This window comes from Mesorhizobium sp. (assembly GCF_004963255.1).
Taxonomy (GTDB): Bacteria; Pseudomonadota; Alphaproteobacteria; order Rhizobiales; family Rhizobiaceae; genus Mesorhizobium.
The window spans coordinates 321,781-335,351 of sequence record NZ_SUGA01000001.1 but is presented as its reverse complement, the minus strand read 5'-3'; the positions used below and the strand labels follow the sequence as shown (position 1 = coordinate 335,351).

Annotated in this window: 12 protein-coding genes; 6 read left to right on the top strand and 6 right to left on the bottom strand. The window is 65.5% G+C overall.

What is annotated here, in order from left to right:
* Window positions 1-11 precede the first annotated feature (11 nt).
* The gene (locus tag E5X34_RS01500; RefSeq protein ID WP_292560092.1) at window positions 12-1,178 is read right to left on the bottom strand and encodes a pyridoxal phosphate-dependent aminotransferase; all 1,167 of its coding nucleotides are present in this window, start codon (window positions 1,176-1,178) and stop codon (window positions 12-14) included.
* 103 nt (window positions 1,179-1,281) lie between these two features.
* Window positions 1,282-1,704 carry a large conductance mechanosensitive channel protein MscL gene (mscL, locus tag E5X34_RS01495; RefSeq protein WP_292560088.1) on the bottom strand — a complete coding sequence of 141 codons (423 nt, stop codon included), beginning with the start codon at window positions 1,702-1,704 and terminating at the stop codon, window positions 1,282-1,284.
* Window positions 1,705-2,046: 342 nt separating this feature from the next.
* Between mscL and E5X34_RS01490 the strand changes: the two genes are divergently transcribed.
* Window positions 2,047-5,532 (top strand): PAS domain-containing hybrid sensor histidine kinase/response regulator, encoded by a 3,486-nt coding sequence (locus tag E5X34_RS01490; protein ID WP_292560086.1) that lies wholly within the window; start codon window positions 2,047-2,049, stop codon window positions 5,530-5,532.
* Window positions 5,533-5,547: 15 nt separating this feature from the next.
* On the opposite strand, the gene E5X34_RS01485 is transcribed toward E5X34_RS01490, so the two are convergent.
* Window positions 5,548-6,183 (bottom strand): TetR family transcriptional regulator, encoded by a 636-nt coding sequence (locus E5X34_RS01485; RefSeq protein WP_292560083.1) that lies wholly within the window; start codon window positions 6,181-6,183, stop codon window positions 5,548-5,550.
* Between the two features lie 84 nt (window positions 6,184-6,267).
* On the opposite strand from E5X34_RS01485, the gene E5X34_RS01480 reads away from it, so the two are divergent.
* Window positions 6,268-6,924, top strand: coding sequence for an O-methyltransferase (locus tag E5X34_RS01480; RefSeq protein WP_292560080.1), 657 nt, complete (start codon window positions 6,268-6,270; stop codon window positions 6,922-6,924).
* A gap of 105 nt (window positions 6,925-7,029) precedes the next feature.
* Entirely contained in the window at window positions 7,030-8,286 is a 1,257-nt protein-coding gene (locus E5X34_RS01475) for an MFS transporter (protein ID WP_292560078.1), read from the top strand.
* A gap of 92 nt (window positions 8,287-8,378) precedes the next feature.
* Here E5X34_RS01475 and E5X34_RS01470 read toward each other — a convergent pair whose 3' ends face one another.
* A complete protein-coding gene (locus tag E5X34_RS01470; protein WP_126064815.1) occupies window positions 8,379-9,038 on the bottom strand; it encodes a response regulator transcription factor in 660 nt (219 codons plus the stop codon).
* 188 nt (window positions 9,039-9,226) lie between these two features.
* Window positions 9,227-9,664, bottom strand: coding sequence for a hypothetical protein (locus E5X34_RS01465; RefSeq protein ID WP_292560075.1), 438 nt, complete (start codon window positions 9,662-9,664; stop codon window positions 9,227-9,229).
* 111 nt (window positions 9,665-9,775) lie between these two features.
* Between E5X34_RS01465 and E5X34_RS01460 the strand changes: the two genes are divergently transcribed.
* The 3 genes from E5X34_RS01460 to E5X34_RS01450 are packed head-to-tail and all read left to right on the top strand — an operon-like array spanning window position 9,776 to window position 12,186.
* Window positions 9,776-10,123, top strand: coding sequence for a DUF952 domain-containing protein (locus E5X34_RS01460; protein ID WP_292560072.1), 348 nt, complete (start codon window positions 9,776-9,778; stop codon window positions 10,121-10,123).
* Window positions 10,120-11,193, top strand: coding sequence for a quinone-dependent dihydroorotate dehydrogenase (locus E5X34_RS01455; RefSeq protein ID WP_292560069.1), 1,074 nt, complete (start codon window positions 10,120-10,122; stop codon window positions 11,191-11,193). The genes E5X34_RS01460 and E5X34_RS01455 overlap by 4 nt, the downstream gene beginning before the upstream one ends.
* A gap of 30 nt (window positions 11,194-11,223) precedes the next feature.
* On the top strand, window positions 11,224-12,186 hold the full coding sequence (locus E5X34_RS01450) for a cysteine synthase family protein (RefSeq protein ID WP_292560067.1): 963 nt from the start codon (window positions 11,224-11,226) through the stop codon (window positions 12,184-12,186).
* A 37-nt stretch (window positions 12,187-12,223) separates the two neighbouring features.
* Here the strand turns inward: E5X34_RS01450 and E5X34_RS01445 are convergent, their stop codons facing one another.
* Complete coding sequence (locus E5X34_RS01445; RefSeq protein WP_292560756.1) at window positions 12,224-13,561, bottom strand: MATE family efflux transporter; 1,338 nt, start codon at window positions 13,559-13,561, stop codon at window positions 12,224-12,226.
* Window positions 13,562-13,571 lie beyond the last annotated feature (10 nt).

Here is a 13,571-nt window from a genome sequence, read left to right as displayed (position 1 = left end):
AGCCGCTTCTCTCACACAGTCTTCATCCAGTTCGCCAGGCGATGCGCCGCTTCCTCGAGCTGATCGAGGCGGCGGTGGAAGCATAGTCTGAGGAAAGCTTCGCCGCCGGGACCGAAGGCGGTGCCGGGCGCCAGGCCGACATTGGCATTGTCGACGATGTCGAAGGCCGCTTTTCGGGAATCGGTGAGGCCGTCGACCCTGAAGAACAGGTAGAAGGCGCCCTGCGGCACGGTGAACCGCGCCTTGCCGGTTTCGCCAAGGATGCCGCAGACGAGGTCGCGCGCGGCATGCGCGCGCTCCACCTGTTCGGTTATGAAGCCGTCCCCCTCGTCGAGGGCGGCGACCGCGCCGCGCTGCATGAACTGCGCGACGCCCGAGGTCGAGTACTGGATCAGGTTTTCGAACACCTGCTGCAAGGCGGGATGGGTCTTGATCCAGCCGATACGCCAGCCGGTCATTGCCCAGTTCTTGGAAAAACTGTTGACGAACAGGATGCGGTCCTCGGGCGTGGCCACGTCGAGGAAGGACGGCGCCCGGCCATGGCCGTAGTGGAACAGCGAATAGATCTCGTCGGCGATGATCCATAAGCCCTTTGCGCGGGCGAGATCCAGGATCGCCTGGAGCGTTTCCCTATCGGCGGTCCAGCCTGTCGGGTTGGAAGGCGTGTTGATGAACAACAGTTTCGTGCGGGGCGTGATCGCCGAGGCGATCTTGTCGACATCGCAGGACCAGCCATTGCCGGACTCGTCGAGCGTGACCGGCACCGGCACGGCGCCGGCCACGCCCGCGGCGGCGGCGAAATTCGGCCAGGCGGGAGAGAGGTAGATCACCTCGTCGCCGCTGCCGGCTATGGCGTCGATGGCCAGCTGGATGGCATGCATGCCGGATGCGGTGACGATGAACTCTTCCTCGGCGAAGGTTTTGCCGAAGTGCCTGGCGTAGTAGCGCGCGAGCGCCTGCCGGAGCTCGGGAATGCCCTTCTGCCAGGTGTAGAAGGTCTCGCCATCAGCGAGCCCGCGTGCGGCGGCATCGCTGATGAAGGAAGGCGTCGGAAGATCGCCCTCGCCGGCCCAGAGCGGGATCAGCCCTTCGCGCAGGCGGCCATGGTTGATGACGGCGACAATGCCGCTTTCGGGCGCGGCGCGGGCTTCGGCGCGCAAGGTGTCGAAAAGGCTCATGGGCAAAATCCGTGTTCGTGTCGTCAGCGCTCTTACCAGATCGCCAAACGGAAAACCCCGGCCGCCTGGGGCCGGGGTTTTGGTCCAGAGCGCGCGCTCTGCGTTACTTCCTGGCGAGCAGGTCGCGGATTTCGGTCAGGAGTTGCACGTCGGCCGGCGGCGGAGCCGCGGCGGGAGCCGGCTTCTCGCGCTCCAGCCGCTTGCGCAGATTGTTCACCGCTTTGACCATCAGGAAAATGATGAAGGCAAGGATCAGGAAGTTCAGCACGACGGTGATGAAGCTGCCATAGGCGAACACCGCGCCCTCCTTCTTGGCGTCAGCCAGCGTTGCCGAATGGACGTTGGAGGACAGCCCGAAGAAGTAATTGTTGAAGTCCAGCCCGCCGAAGATCGCGCCGACGATCGGCATGATGATGTCGTTGACCAAGGAATCGACGATCTTGCCGAAGGCGGCGCCGATGATGACGCCGACGGCCAAGTCCATCACATTGCCCTTGGAAATGAACTCCTGGAATTCTTTCAGCATTCGACCCTCCTTGCCGTGGCGGGCCGCGCTGCCGCCTCACCAGTTGTCCTTCGGCGCCGACCCGGGCCTCACAATAACAAAAACCCCCGGTTGCAAAACCGGAAAAACAATGAAGGCACTGGTTTGTGTCACGCATCGTCATCAGCCGCATATGCGCCCAAAGCCGCGATGGACTTGGGCCTCGAGCTGTGGTTGCGTCAGGACGGTCTAGCGTTTCATCGAGATGCCCGGCCGCTTTGGGTATTTGTTCAGACGCAATTCCGGACGGCAAATCGCCTGGTATTTTTCCGGAATTGGTTGGGCAGGCCGGATGGGAGACCGGCCAGGGAGGAAGCACGGGCCGTGCAGGGCTGGTTCGTCGTCATCATCGCGATCGCCTATGTGACGCTGCTTTTCGCCATTGCCAGCGTCGGCGACCGGCGCGCCGCCGCCACGGGGCTCGGTCGGGCGCGGCCGTTCATCTATGCGCTTAGCCTGGCCATTTACTGCACCTCCTGGACCTTCTTCGGCTCCGTCGGGCTTTCCTCCGAGCGCGGCCTCGAATTCCTCGGCATCTATACCGGCCCGGTGCTGGTCTTCGTGTTCGGCTTCCCGCTGCTCAACCGCCTGGTCCGGCTGGCGAAAAGCGAGAAGATCACCTCGATCGCCGACTTCCTCGGTGCCCGCTACGGCAAGAGCTTCACCGTCGCGGCGATCGCGACCTTGATCGCCACGATCGGCGCGGTGCCCTATATCGCGCTGCAGCTCAAGGCGATCTCGGGCTCGGTCAGCCTGATGGTCGAGCACTATACCGGCTCGCCGCCCTCTTTCGATCCGTTCGTCAGCGATATCTCGCTGGTGGTGGCGATGCTTTTGGCGCTGTTCGCGGTGCTGTTCGGCACCCGCCATGCCGACGCTACGGAACATCAGGACGGGCTGGTTCTGGCGGTTGCGGTCGAGACCGTGGTGAAGCTCGCCGCATTCATAGCCATCGGCCTGATGGTCACGTTCCTGATCTTCGGCGGCCCCGGCGACATGTTCGCAAGGCTCGCCCCGAACGGCCAGGTACGCCAGGCGATGAGCTACAACACCTCGCTGGCCACCTGGCTGGTGCTGACCACCTTGAGCGGCTTTGCCATCCTGATGCTGCCGCGGCAATTCTATGTCACCATCGTGGAGAACCGCAGCGAGGCGGAACTGCGCACGGCGACCTGGCTGTTTCCGCTCTATCTCGTGGCGATCAACCTCTTCGTGCTGCCGATCGCCTTTGCCGGCCTGTCGCTGGTCGGCTCCAAGACCAGCAGCGACCTTTACGTCCTGTCGCTGCCGCTGCTCGGCGGGCATGACGTGCTCGCCATGGCCGCCTTCGTCGGCGGCCTGTCGGCGGCGACCGCCATGGTGATCGTCGAGAGCGTCGCGCTGTCGATCATGATCTCCAACGATCTCATCATCCCGCTGTTCGTGCGCCGCGTCATCAAGACCAGCGCCTCGGAGAATGAGGATTGGTCGACACTGATCCTCAACGTACGCCGCGCGTCCATCTTCATCCTGCTGTTCATCGCCTTCCTCTACTACCGCGAGAGCACCAACAGCGCGCGGCTGTCCTCGATCGGGCTGATGTCGTTCGCGGCGATCGCGCAATTCGCGCCGGCACTGATCGGCGGCCTGATCTGGCGCCGCGCCAACGGCCGGGGCGCCGCGCTCGGCATGGTCGCGGGCATCGCTGTCTGGGGTTACACGCTTCTTCTGCCTTCGCTCGCCGGCCCGGGCTCCGACATCGTCGTGCATGGGCTGTTCGGCTTCGAGGCGCTGAGACCACAGGCGCTGTTCGGCACCGTCGGCGAGCCGCTGAACCACGGCGTGCTGTGGAGCCTCTCGGTCAACGCCCTGTTCTTCGTGCTGGGGTCGCTGTCGCGCGCGTCGGTGCCGCTGGAGCGCATCCAGGCGGCGATCTTCGTGCCGCGCGAAACGAGCCCGATGCCAAGCCTCAGGCGCTTCCGCACCGCCGTCACCGTCAATGATCTTAAGGACACGATCTCGCGCTATCTCGGCGTCGAGCGCACGGAGCGCTCCTTCCAGTCCTTCGAGAAGAGCGCAAGCGTTTCGCTCCACGGCAAGGAGCAAGCGAGCATGGATGTCATCCGCTTCTCGGAGCAATTGCTGGCAAGCGCCGTCGGCTCGTCCTCGGCGCGGCTGATCCTGTCGCTGCTCTTCCGCCGCAACGACCACGATTCCAAGGATGCCTTCAAGCTGCTCGACGACGCCACCGAGGCGCTGCAGCACAATCGCGACCTGCTCCAGATCGCCCTCGACCAGATGGAGCAAGGCATCACCGTCTTCGACCGCGATTTCCGGCTGATCTGCTGGAACCGGCAATACCGGCAGCTGTTCGACCTGCCGGACGAGATGGGGCAGGTCGGCGTGTCGCTCGACCGGATCCTGCGCCATCTTGCCGAACGCGGCGATATCCCGGCTGACCAGCGCGTGACGATGCTCAACCGACTGACCAGCTTCGCCGGGCCATGGCAGATGGAGCTGAAGACCAGCGGACGCATTCTGGAGCTGCGCTCCAACCCGATGCCCGACGGCGGCATCGTCGCCACCTATGCCGACATCTCCGGCCGGGTGGAGCAGGACCTGGCGCTGAAGCGGGCCAATGAATCGCTGGAACAGCGGGTCAAGACCCGCACCATCGAGCTCACCCGGGTCAACGAGGAGCTGGCGCAGGCGCAGATGCTGGCCGAGGAGGCCAATCTTGGCAAGACGCGTTTCCTCGCCGCAGCCGGCCACGACATCCTGCAGCCGCTCAACGCGGCCCGTCTCTATTGCTCGTCGCTGATTGAGAAGGCCGGCAAGGGGCCGGCCGGCAAGGCGGCCATCAACATCGAATCCTCGCTGGAATCGGTCGAAACCATCCTCGGCGCGGTGCTCGACATCTCGCGGCTCGATGCCGGCGCCATGAAGCCCGAAGACACCGCCTTCAGCCTCGGCGGGCTGCTCAGCCAGATCGGCAATGACTTCCGCCCTTTGGCCGCCGAAAAGAAGCTCGAGCTCAAGATCATGCCATCCTCGCTCGGCGTCATGACCGATCGCAACCTTTTGCGCCGGCTGATTCAGAACCTGGTCTCGAACGCCATCAAATACACGCGCAAGGGCCGCATCCTGGTTGGGGTGCGGCGACGCGGCGAACTGGCCGAGATCCAGGTGATCGACACCGGCATCGGCATCGCCGGCGACAAGCTCAACACCGTCTTCCACGAGTTCACGCGCCTCGACGAGGGCGTGCGCGAGGCGGAGGGCCTTGGCCTCGGGCTCTCCATCGTCGACCGCATCGCGCGGGTGCTGCGGCTCGAAATCCGCATTTTCTCCAACCCGGGCAAGGGCACGCGCTTTTCCGTCATCCTGCCGGTCGCGGAGGTCGCGGCGCCGCCGCGCGAAATCGGCAAAGCCCCGGCCCGCTCTGCGTCGACGCTTGCCGGGCTCAATGTGCTCTGCATCGACAATGACGCGCGCATCCTCGACGGCATGCGGCTGCTGCTCGAAGGCTGGGGCTGCCATGTCGAGACGGCTTCGGGATCGGGAGAACTCATGCGGCCCGGCGCGGCGAGGCCGGACGTCGTGCTTGCGGACTATCATCTCGACGGCGGCACCGGGCTCGACGCGATCGCCAGGTTGCGCGCCGCCTACGGCCAGGACCTGCCCTGCGTGCTGGTCACCGCCGACCGCTCCAGCGAGGTGCGCGCCGCCGCAAGCCAGCTCGACATTCCGGTCGTCAACAAGCCGGTGAAGCCGGCCGTGCTGCGCTCGATGATGGCAAGGGTCAGGCCGCTGGCGCCGGCCGCGGAGTGATTTTATGGGCTGCTCTCAGCAGCGATGGCCAAGACTTTTGAGATAGGCGCAAAACATGTCGGCGAGCGCGCCGGAATAGGCTTCGATCTCGCCGTCCGTCCGCTCCTTTTCCGAGAAATCCGCTCCCACGGCGCTCAGCGTCTTCATGATCAGTTCGCCGGCCAGAGCGCGGCCGGTATCCGGCGCGTCAGGAAGGGTCTCGCGCATGAAGGCCTCGACGGTCCGGTTCGCCGTCGCCCTCGCCTCCTGCGCCTCCGGAGCATCCCGGTAGAGCGGCGCCGCGTCGTTCAGCGCGCCGCGCACCGCCGCCTCCTCGCATTCCGAGCGGATGAAGGCATGGACCAGCGTCCTTATCCGCTCGAGCGGCGACAGCTCGACGTTTTCGAGGATGCCGCACAACAGCTCGGTCGTCTGGCGCCATTCATCGCTCTGCAGCCGGAACAGCAGCGCCGCCTTGTTCGGGAAATACTGGTAGAGCGAGCCGACGCTGACGCCGGCCCTTTGGGCGACGCGCGTCGTGGTGAAACGCTGAGCGCCTTCGCTCGCCAAAACCTGAGCAGCTGCCTGGAGAATGGCCGCGACAAGTTCCGTGGCGCGCGCCTGTTTGGGCTGCTTTCGGGTGGAAATTGAAGGACTTGGGCGAATGATCACGGACACGCTCGGAAATGCGAATTGGAAACCTGAAGGATTATTCGTATTTTTCGAAGCAACACAAGAACCCGTCCGGAGACAGTCATGACCACCTTGACCACAACCCCTTTGGCCCCGCTGCTCGCCCGCCTGTTCAAGGAAGCCGATGCGGCGACCAGCCCGGCGATCGCCCGGTACTCGCGCGAGGAACGGACGCGCCTCATCCAAAGCAAGACCGAATATCGCCAGTTCTACGGCAGCCTGAAGGACCTGTGGCTCGCGGTCTCGCCGAAGACCGGCACGCTGCTCTACATGCTGGCGCGCGGCAGCGGCGCGCGTATCATCGTCGAATTCGGCACCTCATTCGGCATCTCGACGCTCTATCTTGCTGCCGCGCTCAGGGACAATGGCGGCGGCCGCCTGATCACGACGGAATTCGAGCCGTCCAAGGTGGTGCGGGCCAAGTCCAACCTGACCGAAGGCGGCCTCATCGACCTGGTGGAGATCCGCGAGGGCGACGCGCTGGAAACGCTGAGCAAGGACCTGCCGGGTCGGATAGACCTCCTGCTGCTCGACGGCGCCAAGGCGCTCTATCCGGAGATATTGAGCCTGGTCGAGAGCCGGCTCAGGCCCGGCGCGCTGGTCATCGCCGATAATGCCGATTTCTCGCCCGACTATCTGGAACGGGTGCGCGCGCCGGCCGGCGGCTACATGTCCACGCCGTTCGGCGACGACGTCGAGCTGTCGATGCGGCTGAACTGAACACGCTCCAACAATAAACCCCTGCTGTCCATCAGGCAGCCGTAGGCGTTTACGTCAACCAACGCGCAATCCCGGCTTTCGAGCCTTTGACGCGTAGGTGACATCATGACCATCCTCCCATCATCCTGGCGCGGGCTGCCGCGCCCGGCCCTGCTCGGCCTCTTCCTGTTCTTCTGCGCCGGTTTCGCCGACGGCGCGCTGGTGCCTTTCTTTCCGCTCTGGGCGAGCGGCGAGGCGAACATCCCCATCGGTGCGATCGGCCTCTTGTTTGCCTGCTATGCCGGCGGCGAGCTCGTCGCCGCGCCGCTGATCGGCGGCATCGCCGACCGGATCGGCCGGCGGCCGGTGCTGATCCTGTCGTCGCTCGGCGTCGGCTTCGGCTTCATCGCGCTGTTCTTCGTCCATGGCGTCGCCGCCACCACGGCCGTGCTGCTCTTGACCGGCATGTGCGAGTCGGTGCTCCACCCGACCATCCTCGCGGCAATCGCCGACGTGACCGAGCCGTCAGCGCATCCGCGCTGGTTCGGCATGGCGAAGGTGAGCTCGAGCGCCGGGCAGATCCTCGGCCCGGCTTGCGGCGCGCTGCTGGCGCTTGTCTCGCTCGGCAGCGTGTTCCTCGCCGGCGGCGGCATGCTCATCCTTGGCGGCATCGTCATGCTCGTCGCATTCGCCGAAACGCATGGCAGCGGTCATGCCGCAGACGAGGCGGAGGAAGAGGAAGATCTGTCGGCGCTGCTGCCGGCTTTCCGCGACGGCCGTCTGGCGAAGCTGCTTGCCTGGGTCGTGCTGTTCGAGATTTCCGGCAACTGGATCGAGGCCGTCATCCCGCTCTATGCGCAGGATGCCGGCACGCTCACCCCGTCCGGTGTCGGCGCGCTGTTTGCCTACGCGGCCGGCTTGACGGTCGGTTTGCAGATGCTGGTCAGCTGCTTTGCCGAGACGCGGTCGGCTCTTTGGCTGGTAGCCGGCGCCGGCATCTCGACCATCGCTGCCTTTGCGCTGCTGGCGACCTCGCCGGCGATACTGTCGCTGGTCGCGGCGGTCAGCCTTTGCGCGGTGGGGCAAATGCTGGTCGGGCCGCTGGTGCCGACGGCCGTCAGCGCGCTGGCGCCGTCGGCGCGGCGTGCCTCCTACATGGCGGCCTCTTCCGTTGCGGTCGACCTCAAGGACTCGCTCGGGCCCTCGATCGGCACCGCGCTCTATGCGCTGGCGCCGCGCCTGCCCTGGATCGCCGGCGTTCCGCTGGTGGCCATCGCCTCGCTGGGTCTCGGCGCCGCGATCGGGCGAGCTCGAAATCCTTCAAGCCCGACCGAGGATGACGCCTCGTCGCGGTTGGGTTCCGCCGTCGAAAACTATCGCTGACGGGCGCCAGCGACCGACCCGGCGCGAAGCGGCCGCATCATCGCTTCGCGCTGGTTAGTCGGGATGAAAAGCTTCGCCTGACGTGCCTGCGGTCAGCCAACCGGCTGCAGCGGGTCATTGCCGATCTTCGACAGCTGGATGACCGCCTGGGTGCGGCTGTCGACGCCGAGCTTTTGCAAAATGGCCGAGACATGCGCCTTGATGGTGGCCTCGGAGACGCCGAGCTCATAGGCGATCTGCTTGTTGAGCAGGCCTTCCGCCAACATGCCGAGCACCCGCGTCTGCTGCGGCGTCAGCGCCTGCAGGCGCTTGATCAGGTCGGAGATTTCCGGGTCGCGCTCGACGCCGAGCTCGATGCCGGCAGGGGCTGCGATATCGCCGGCGAGCACGGCCTGCACCGCGGCACGGATTTCCTCCATGCTGGCCGATTTGGAGATGAAGCCGGAAGCGCCGAGATCGAGGGCGCGGCGGATGGTGACGGGATCGTCATGCGCCGAGACCACCACCAGCGGCACCGCCGGATGGATGCCGCGCAGCGCGATCAGGCCGGACAGGCCGCTGGCGCCCGGCATCGACAGATCGAGCAGCACCATGTCGATATCCTCATTGGCCAGCACCAGAGCCTTGGCGCTCTCGAAATCCCCGGCCTCATGAATGGCGGCAACGTCGCCGGTGCCGGCCAGCGCCTCCTTCAGCGCGCCGCGAAAAAGCGGGTGATCGTCGGCAATGACGAAAGTGTGGCCCGACGGCAAATATTCCTCCCCCGATCCCATCATCATTTGTGTGCTTCTTGCGGGACCGGAATGATTATGCGGCGGCGCGGCGCTTTTTCAAGCGGCAAAGGCCGCGCGCGGGGTTTTCCCCAGGGGCGGCCCGGCTTTTGTTTGCGCAATTCCGGACGGAAAACCGCTGTGCACTTTTCCTGGAATTGCGCCCCGGCTCAGGTCTTCTGCTGGTTAAGCTTGCCGCCGCCGTCGCCGTCTTCCTTGTTCATGTCCTTGACGATGTCCTTGAAGGTCCGGAAGAAGCGTTCCATGTAGCCCATGGTCCTGTTGAAATCCTCTTCGCTCGGCAATTGCGATTCCAGCCGGGCGGAGAGCGAATTCTCCAGCTTGGCGACCCGCGCGTCGAGGGCCTTGACCGAATTGTCCAGCCGGTCGATCTCGTCCTGGTAGGCGGCGCGCTCGTCCGCCGCCATCTTGCAGACGAGCTGGCCGGTGCGCTCCTCGCAGATCGACATGGCGCCGGTCCTTGTATCCATGCGGACATAGCCGTTGGCCGACTTCTCCAAACGGTAGTGGTCGGTCTCCTCGGAATAGGCGGAAGCGGCAACCAACGAGCAAAACGCCGCGGGGATCAGGATGTGCTGCAGACGCATATCGTCCTCCATGAGCCAGTGAAGGCCGGCTATCACAGGTTTGCGCCGGAAATGGGGAAGAGTCGAGCTTCAAGCCTTCCCCGCTCCTTCGGTTCAGATTATAGCGCGAGAATGTCTCAGATTATCTACAAGATCGCCCCCGAGGCGCTTTGGCGCGAGGCTGAAAAGAACGGGCGCTTCACCGGCGCGCCGATCGACATTGCCGACGGCTTCATCCATTTCTCCACCGCTGCGCAGGTGCGCGAGACGGCGGCCAAGCATTTCGCCGGCCAGACGGGCCTGCTGCTGATCGCCATAGACGGGGGAAAGCTGGGTGACGCGCTGAAATACGAGGTATCGCGCGGTGGCGCGCTGTTCCCGCATCTCTACGCCCCGCTCGACCTCGATGCCGTCCTTTGGGTGAAGCCTTTGCCGCCCGGCGCCGGCGGCCACGACTTCCCGGCGCTGGAGGGCGAATGAGCGTGCTCGACCGGATCGGCCAGAAGCTGCTTTTCTCCTTCGATCCGGAAACCGCGCATGGCATGTCCATCGCCGCGCTGCGCTGCGGGCTGCCGGTCGGCGCGGCCGCGCCACGCGACGCGCGGCTCAGAATCAGGCTTTGTGGCCTTGACTTCCCGAACCCGCTCGGCATGGCCGCCGGCTACGACAAGAACGCCGAAGTGCCGGACGCGCTGCTTGGGCTTGGCTTCGGCTTCGCCGAGGTCGGCACCATCACGCCGCTACCGCAACCCGGCAATCCGAAGCCGCGCATCTTCCGCCTGACCGCGGATGAAGCGGTGATCAACCGGCTGGGCTTCAACAATGAAGGCCACGCAGCAGCCGAAAAGCGGCTTGCCGCGCGCAAGGGGCGGCCGGGTATCGTCGGCATCAACATAGGCGCCAACAAGGACAGCGCCGACCGCATCGCCGATTATGAGCGCGGCGTCGCCCGCTTCGTCCCCTATGCGAGTTACCTGACCGTCAACATCTCCTCGCCCAACACGCCGGGCCTGCGCAACATGCAGGCGCGCGAGCAGCTCGGCGAGCTCTTGTCGCGGGTGATGGCGGCGCGCGCCGCGGCCGCCGCGCAGCCGCCGGTCTTCCTCAAGATCGCGCCGGACCTCGTCGAGGCGGAGCTGGAAGACATCGCCGCCGAAATCGCCGAGAAGAGGATCGATGGCGTCATCGTCTCGAACACGACACTGGCGCGGACGGGCTTGCGGGGCGGCGGCTTGGCCAATGAAACCGGAGGCCTCTCGGGAAAACCGTTGTTCGAGCGTTCGACCGCGGTTCTGGCGCGGATGCGCAAACTGCTTGGACCGCAGATGGCGATCATCGGTGTCGGTGGCGTTGACTCCGCCGAGACGGCGCTGGAGAAAATCCGTGCCGGCGCAGACCTCGTCCAGCTCTACACCGGCATGATCTATGCCGGGCCGGCGCTGCCGGGACGCATCGTTGCCGGCATGGCGCGGTTCGTGGAGAGGGAGCGCCTCAAATCCATCGCGGAGCTGCGCGACACCGGCTGCGCAAGCTGGTCCGAACGGCTCTGAGGGTTCTTAACCGAATCAGGAGGACGGAAGATGGCCGAGGTTCTGGGTTCCGTCGTGGACGCGATCGGTGGAACACCACTGGTCCGGCTCGACAGGCTGACGGCGCAGGCGGGCGTCGACGGCGCGATCCTGGCCAAGCTGGAATATCTCAATCCGGGCTTTTCCAAGAAGGACCGTGCCGCGCTTGGTATAATCGAGGAGGCCGAAAAATCCGGGGCCATCAAGCCGGGACAAACGGTGGTCGAGCTTACCTCCGGAAACATGGGCACGGGGCTCGCCATCATCTGCGCCGTCAGGGGTTACCCCTTCGTCGCGGTGATGTCGAAGGGCAACTCCGAAGAGCGCGCCCGCATGATGACGGCGCTCGGCGCGGAAGTGATCCTCGTGGACCAGTTGCCAGGATCGGTGCCGGGGCAGGTCTCGGGCGGCGATCTGGCGCTCGTCGAGCAGGCCGCCAGAGCGGTGACGACGGAACGAGGCGCCTACCGCGCCGACCAGTTCCATCGCGACGGCAACTGGCTTGCGCATTATCATGGCACGGGGCCGGAAATCTGGGACGCCAGCCATGGCGCCGTCGACGCATTCGTCGACTTCATCGGCTCGGGCGGAACCTATGCCGGGGTGGCGAGGGCGCTCAAGGAACGCAATCCCCTGATCAAGTGCTTCATCGTCGAGCCTGAGGGCGCGGCCGCGGCGGCGGGAGAGACGGTCACCCAACCCGAACACCCCATTCAAGGCGGCGGCTACGCCATGCCGGACCTGGCGTTCCTGGCCAATGCGCCCGTCGATGGCTATCTTCAGGTTTCCGGCGACGAGGCACGCGAGACCACGCGCCTGCTCGCGCGCAGCGAAGGCATCTTCGCCGGATTCTCCTCCGGAGCGAATGTGGCCGCCGCGCTGCGTCTCCTGCGCGGCGATCAAGCGGGCAAGACGATCGCCGTCGTGATTTGCGACTCCGGGCTGAAGTACCTCTCGACCGACCTCTGGAGCTGAGGAACACCGGCGCCCGGCTAGAGCCGAACAATCGGCGCTAAAATGCCGTGCGCACCCTGAGCCTCAGCACCGCAAGCAAGCTCACTCCCCGCACCAGCAGGAAGACATGCAGCGACGCCCATAGCCCGTTGTTGCCGAAGGCCGGCGCCAGCATGATCAGCGCGGCGCTGAAGGCGAGAAACGACAAAAGCATCATGTTGCGCATGTCGCGCGACCAGGTGGCGCCGATGAAGACGCCGTCCATCTGGAAGGCCAGCACGCCGCTCAGCGCCGTGAACGCCGCCCAGGGCAGATAAATGTCGGCGACTTCGCGGACCTCGGGCGAGGTCGTGACCAGCGCCACCAGACCATCGCCGGCGGTCAGCAGGATAAGGCTGGCGCCGGCCGCGAGGCCAAAACCCCAGATCAGCGTCAGCCGCACGGCCTGCCGGAAGGGAGCAGGCGCCTGCGCGCCGATGGCGCGGCCGGCCAACTGTTCCGCGGCAGTGGCGAAGCCGTCGAGGAAATAGCCGGCGATCAGAAAGAAATTCATCAGCACGGCGTTGGCGGCAAGTGTCACCGTGCCGAACTGCGCGCCCTGCCTGGTGAACAGCGCAAAGGCGGCGAGCAGCGAGAAGGAGCGGATCATGATGTCGCGGTTGAGCGAAAGCATGCGCCGGTAGGCCGGCAGATCGAGGATGCGCCGGCGCGACGGCCGCTCCAGCTTGCGGAAGCGGTTGAGCACGATGGCAAGGCCAAGCAGCATGGCCAGGAACTCGCCGGTGACCGTCGCCCAGGCGACCCCGGCGACACCCCAGCCGAGCTCTAGGCCGAGCAGGAAGCAGAGCACGATGTTGATGCCGTTGAGCACCGCCTGCAGCATCAGGCCTAGCCCGCCTTCGCCGCGCCCCAGCACGTAGCCCAGTATGGCGTAGTTGATCAGCGAGAAGGGGGCGGCGAGCAGCCTGATTCGGATATAGACCGACATGGCCGCGCTGACGCGCGGCTCGGCGCCCATGAACCATTGGCCGGCCACGGCAAAGAGCGGCGAAAGGGCGGCAAGGATGACGCCCGCGACGACCGCGATCAGCACGGCGCGCCACAGCACCGCCTGCTCTTCCAGCGCATCGCCGCGCCCGAAGGCCTGAGCGACAAGGCCGGTGGTGCCCGAGCGCAGGAAGTTGAAGGTGGTGAAGACGACGTCGAAGACCAGAGATCCCGCCGCCAGGCCGCCGAGCAGGGCCGCGTCGCCGAACTGGCCGACCACCGCCGTGTCGACGATGCCGAGCAGCGGCGTCGTCAGATAGGCAAGCGTCATCGGCACGGCGATCGCCAGCACCGAGCGATTGGTAACGGCGAAAGATCTGGCGTTGGCTTGACTCGCGTCCAAGGGGATTGCTGCCTGT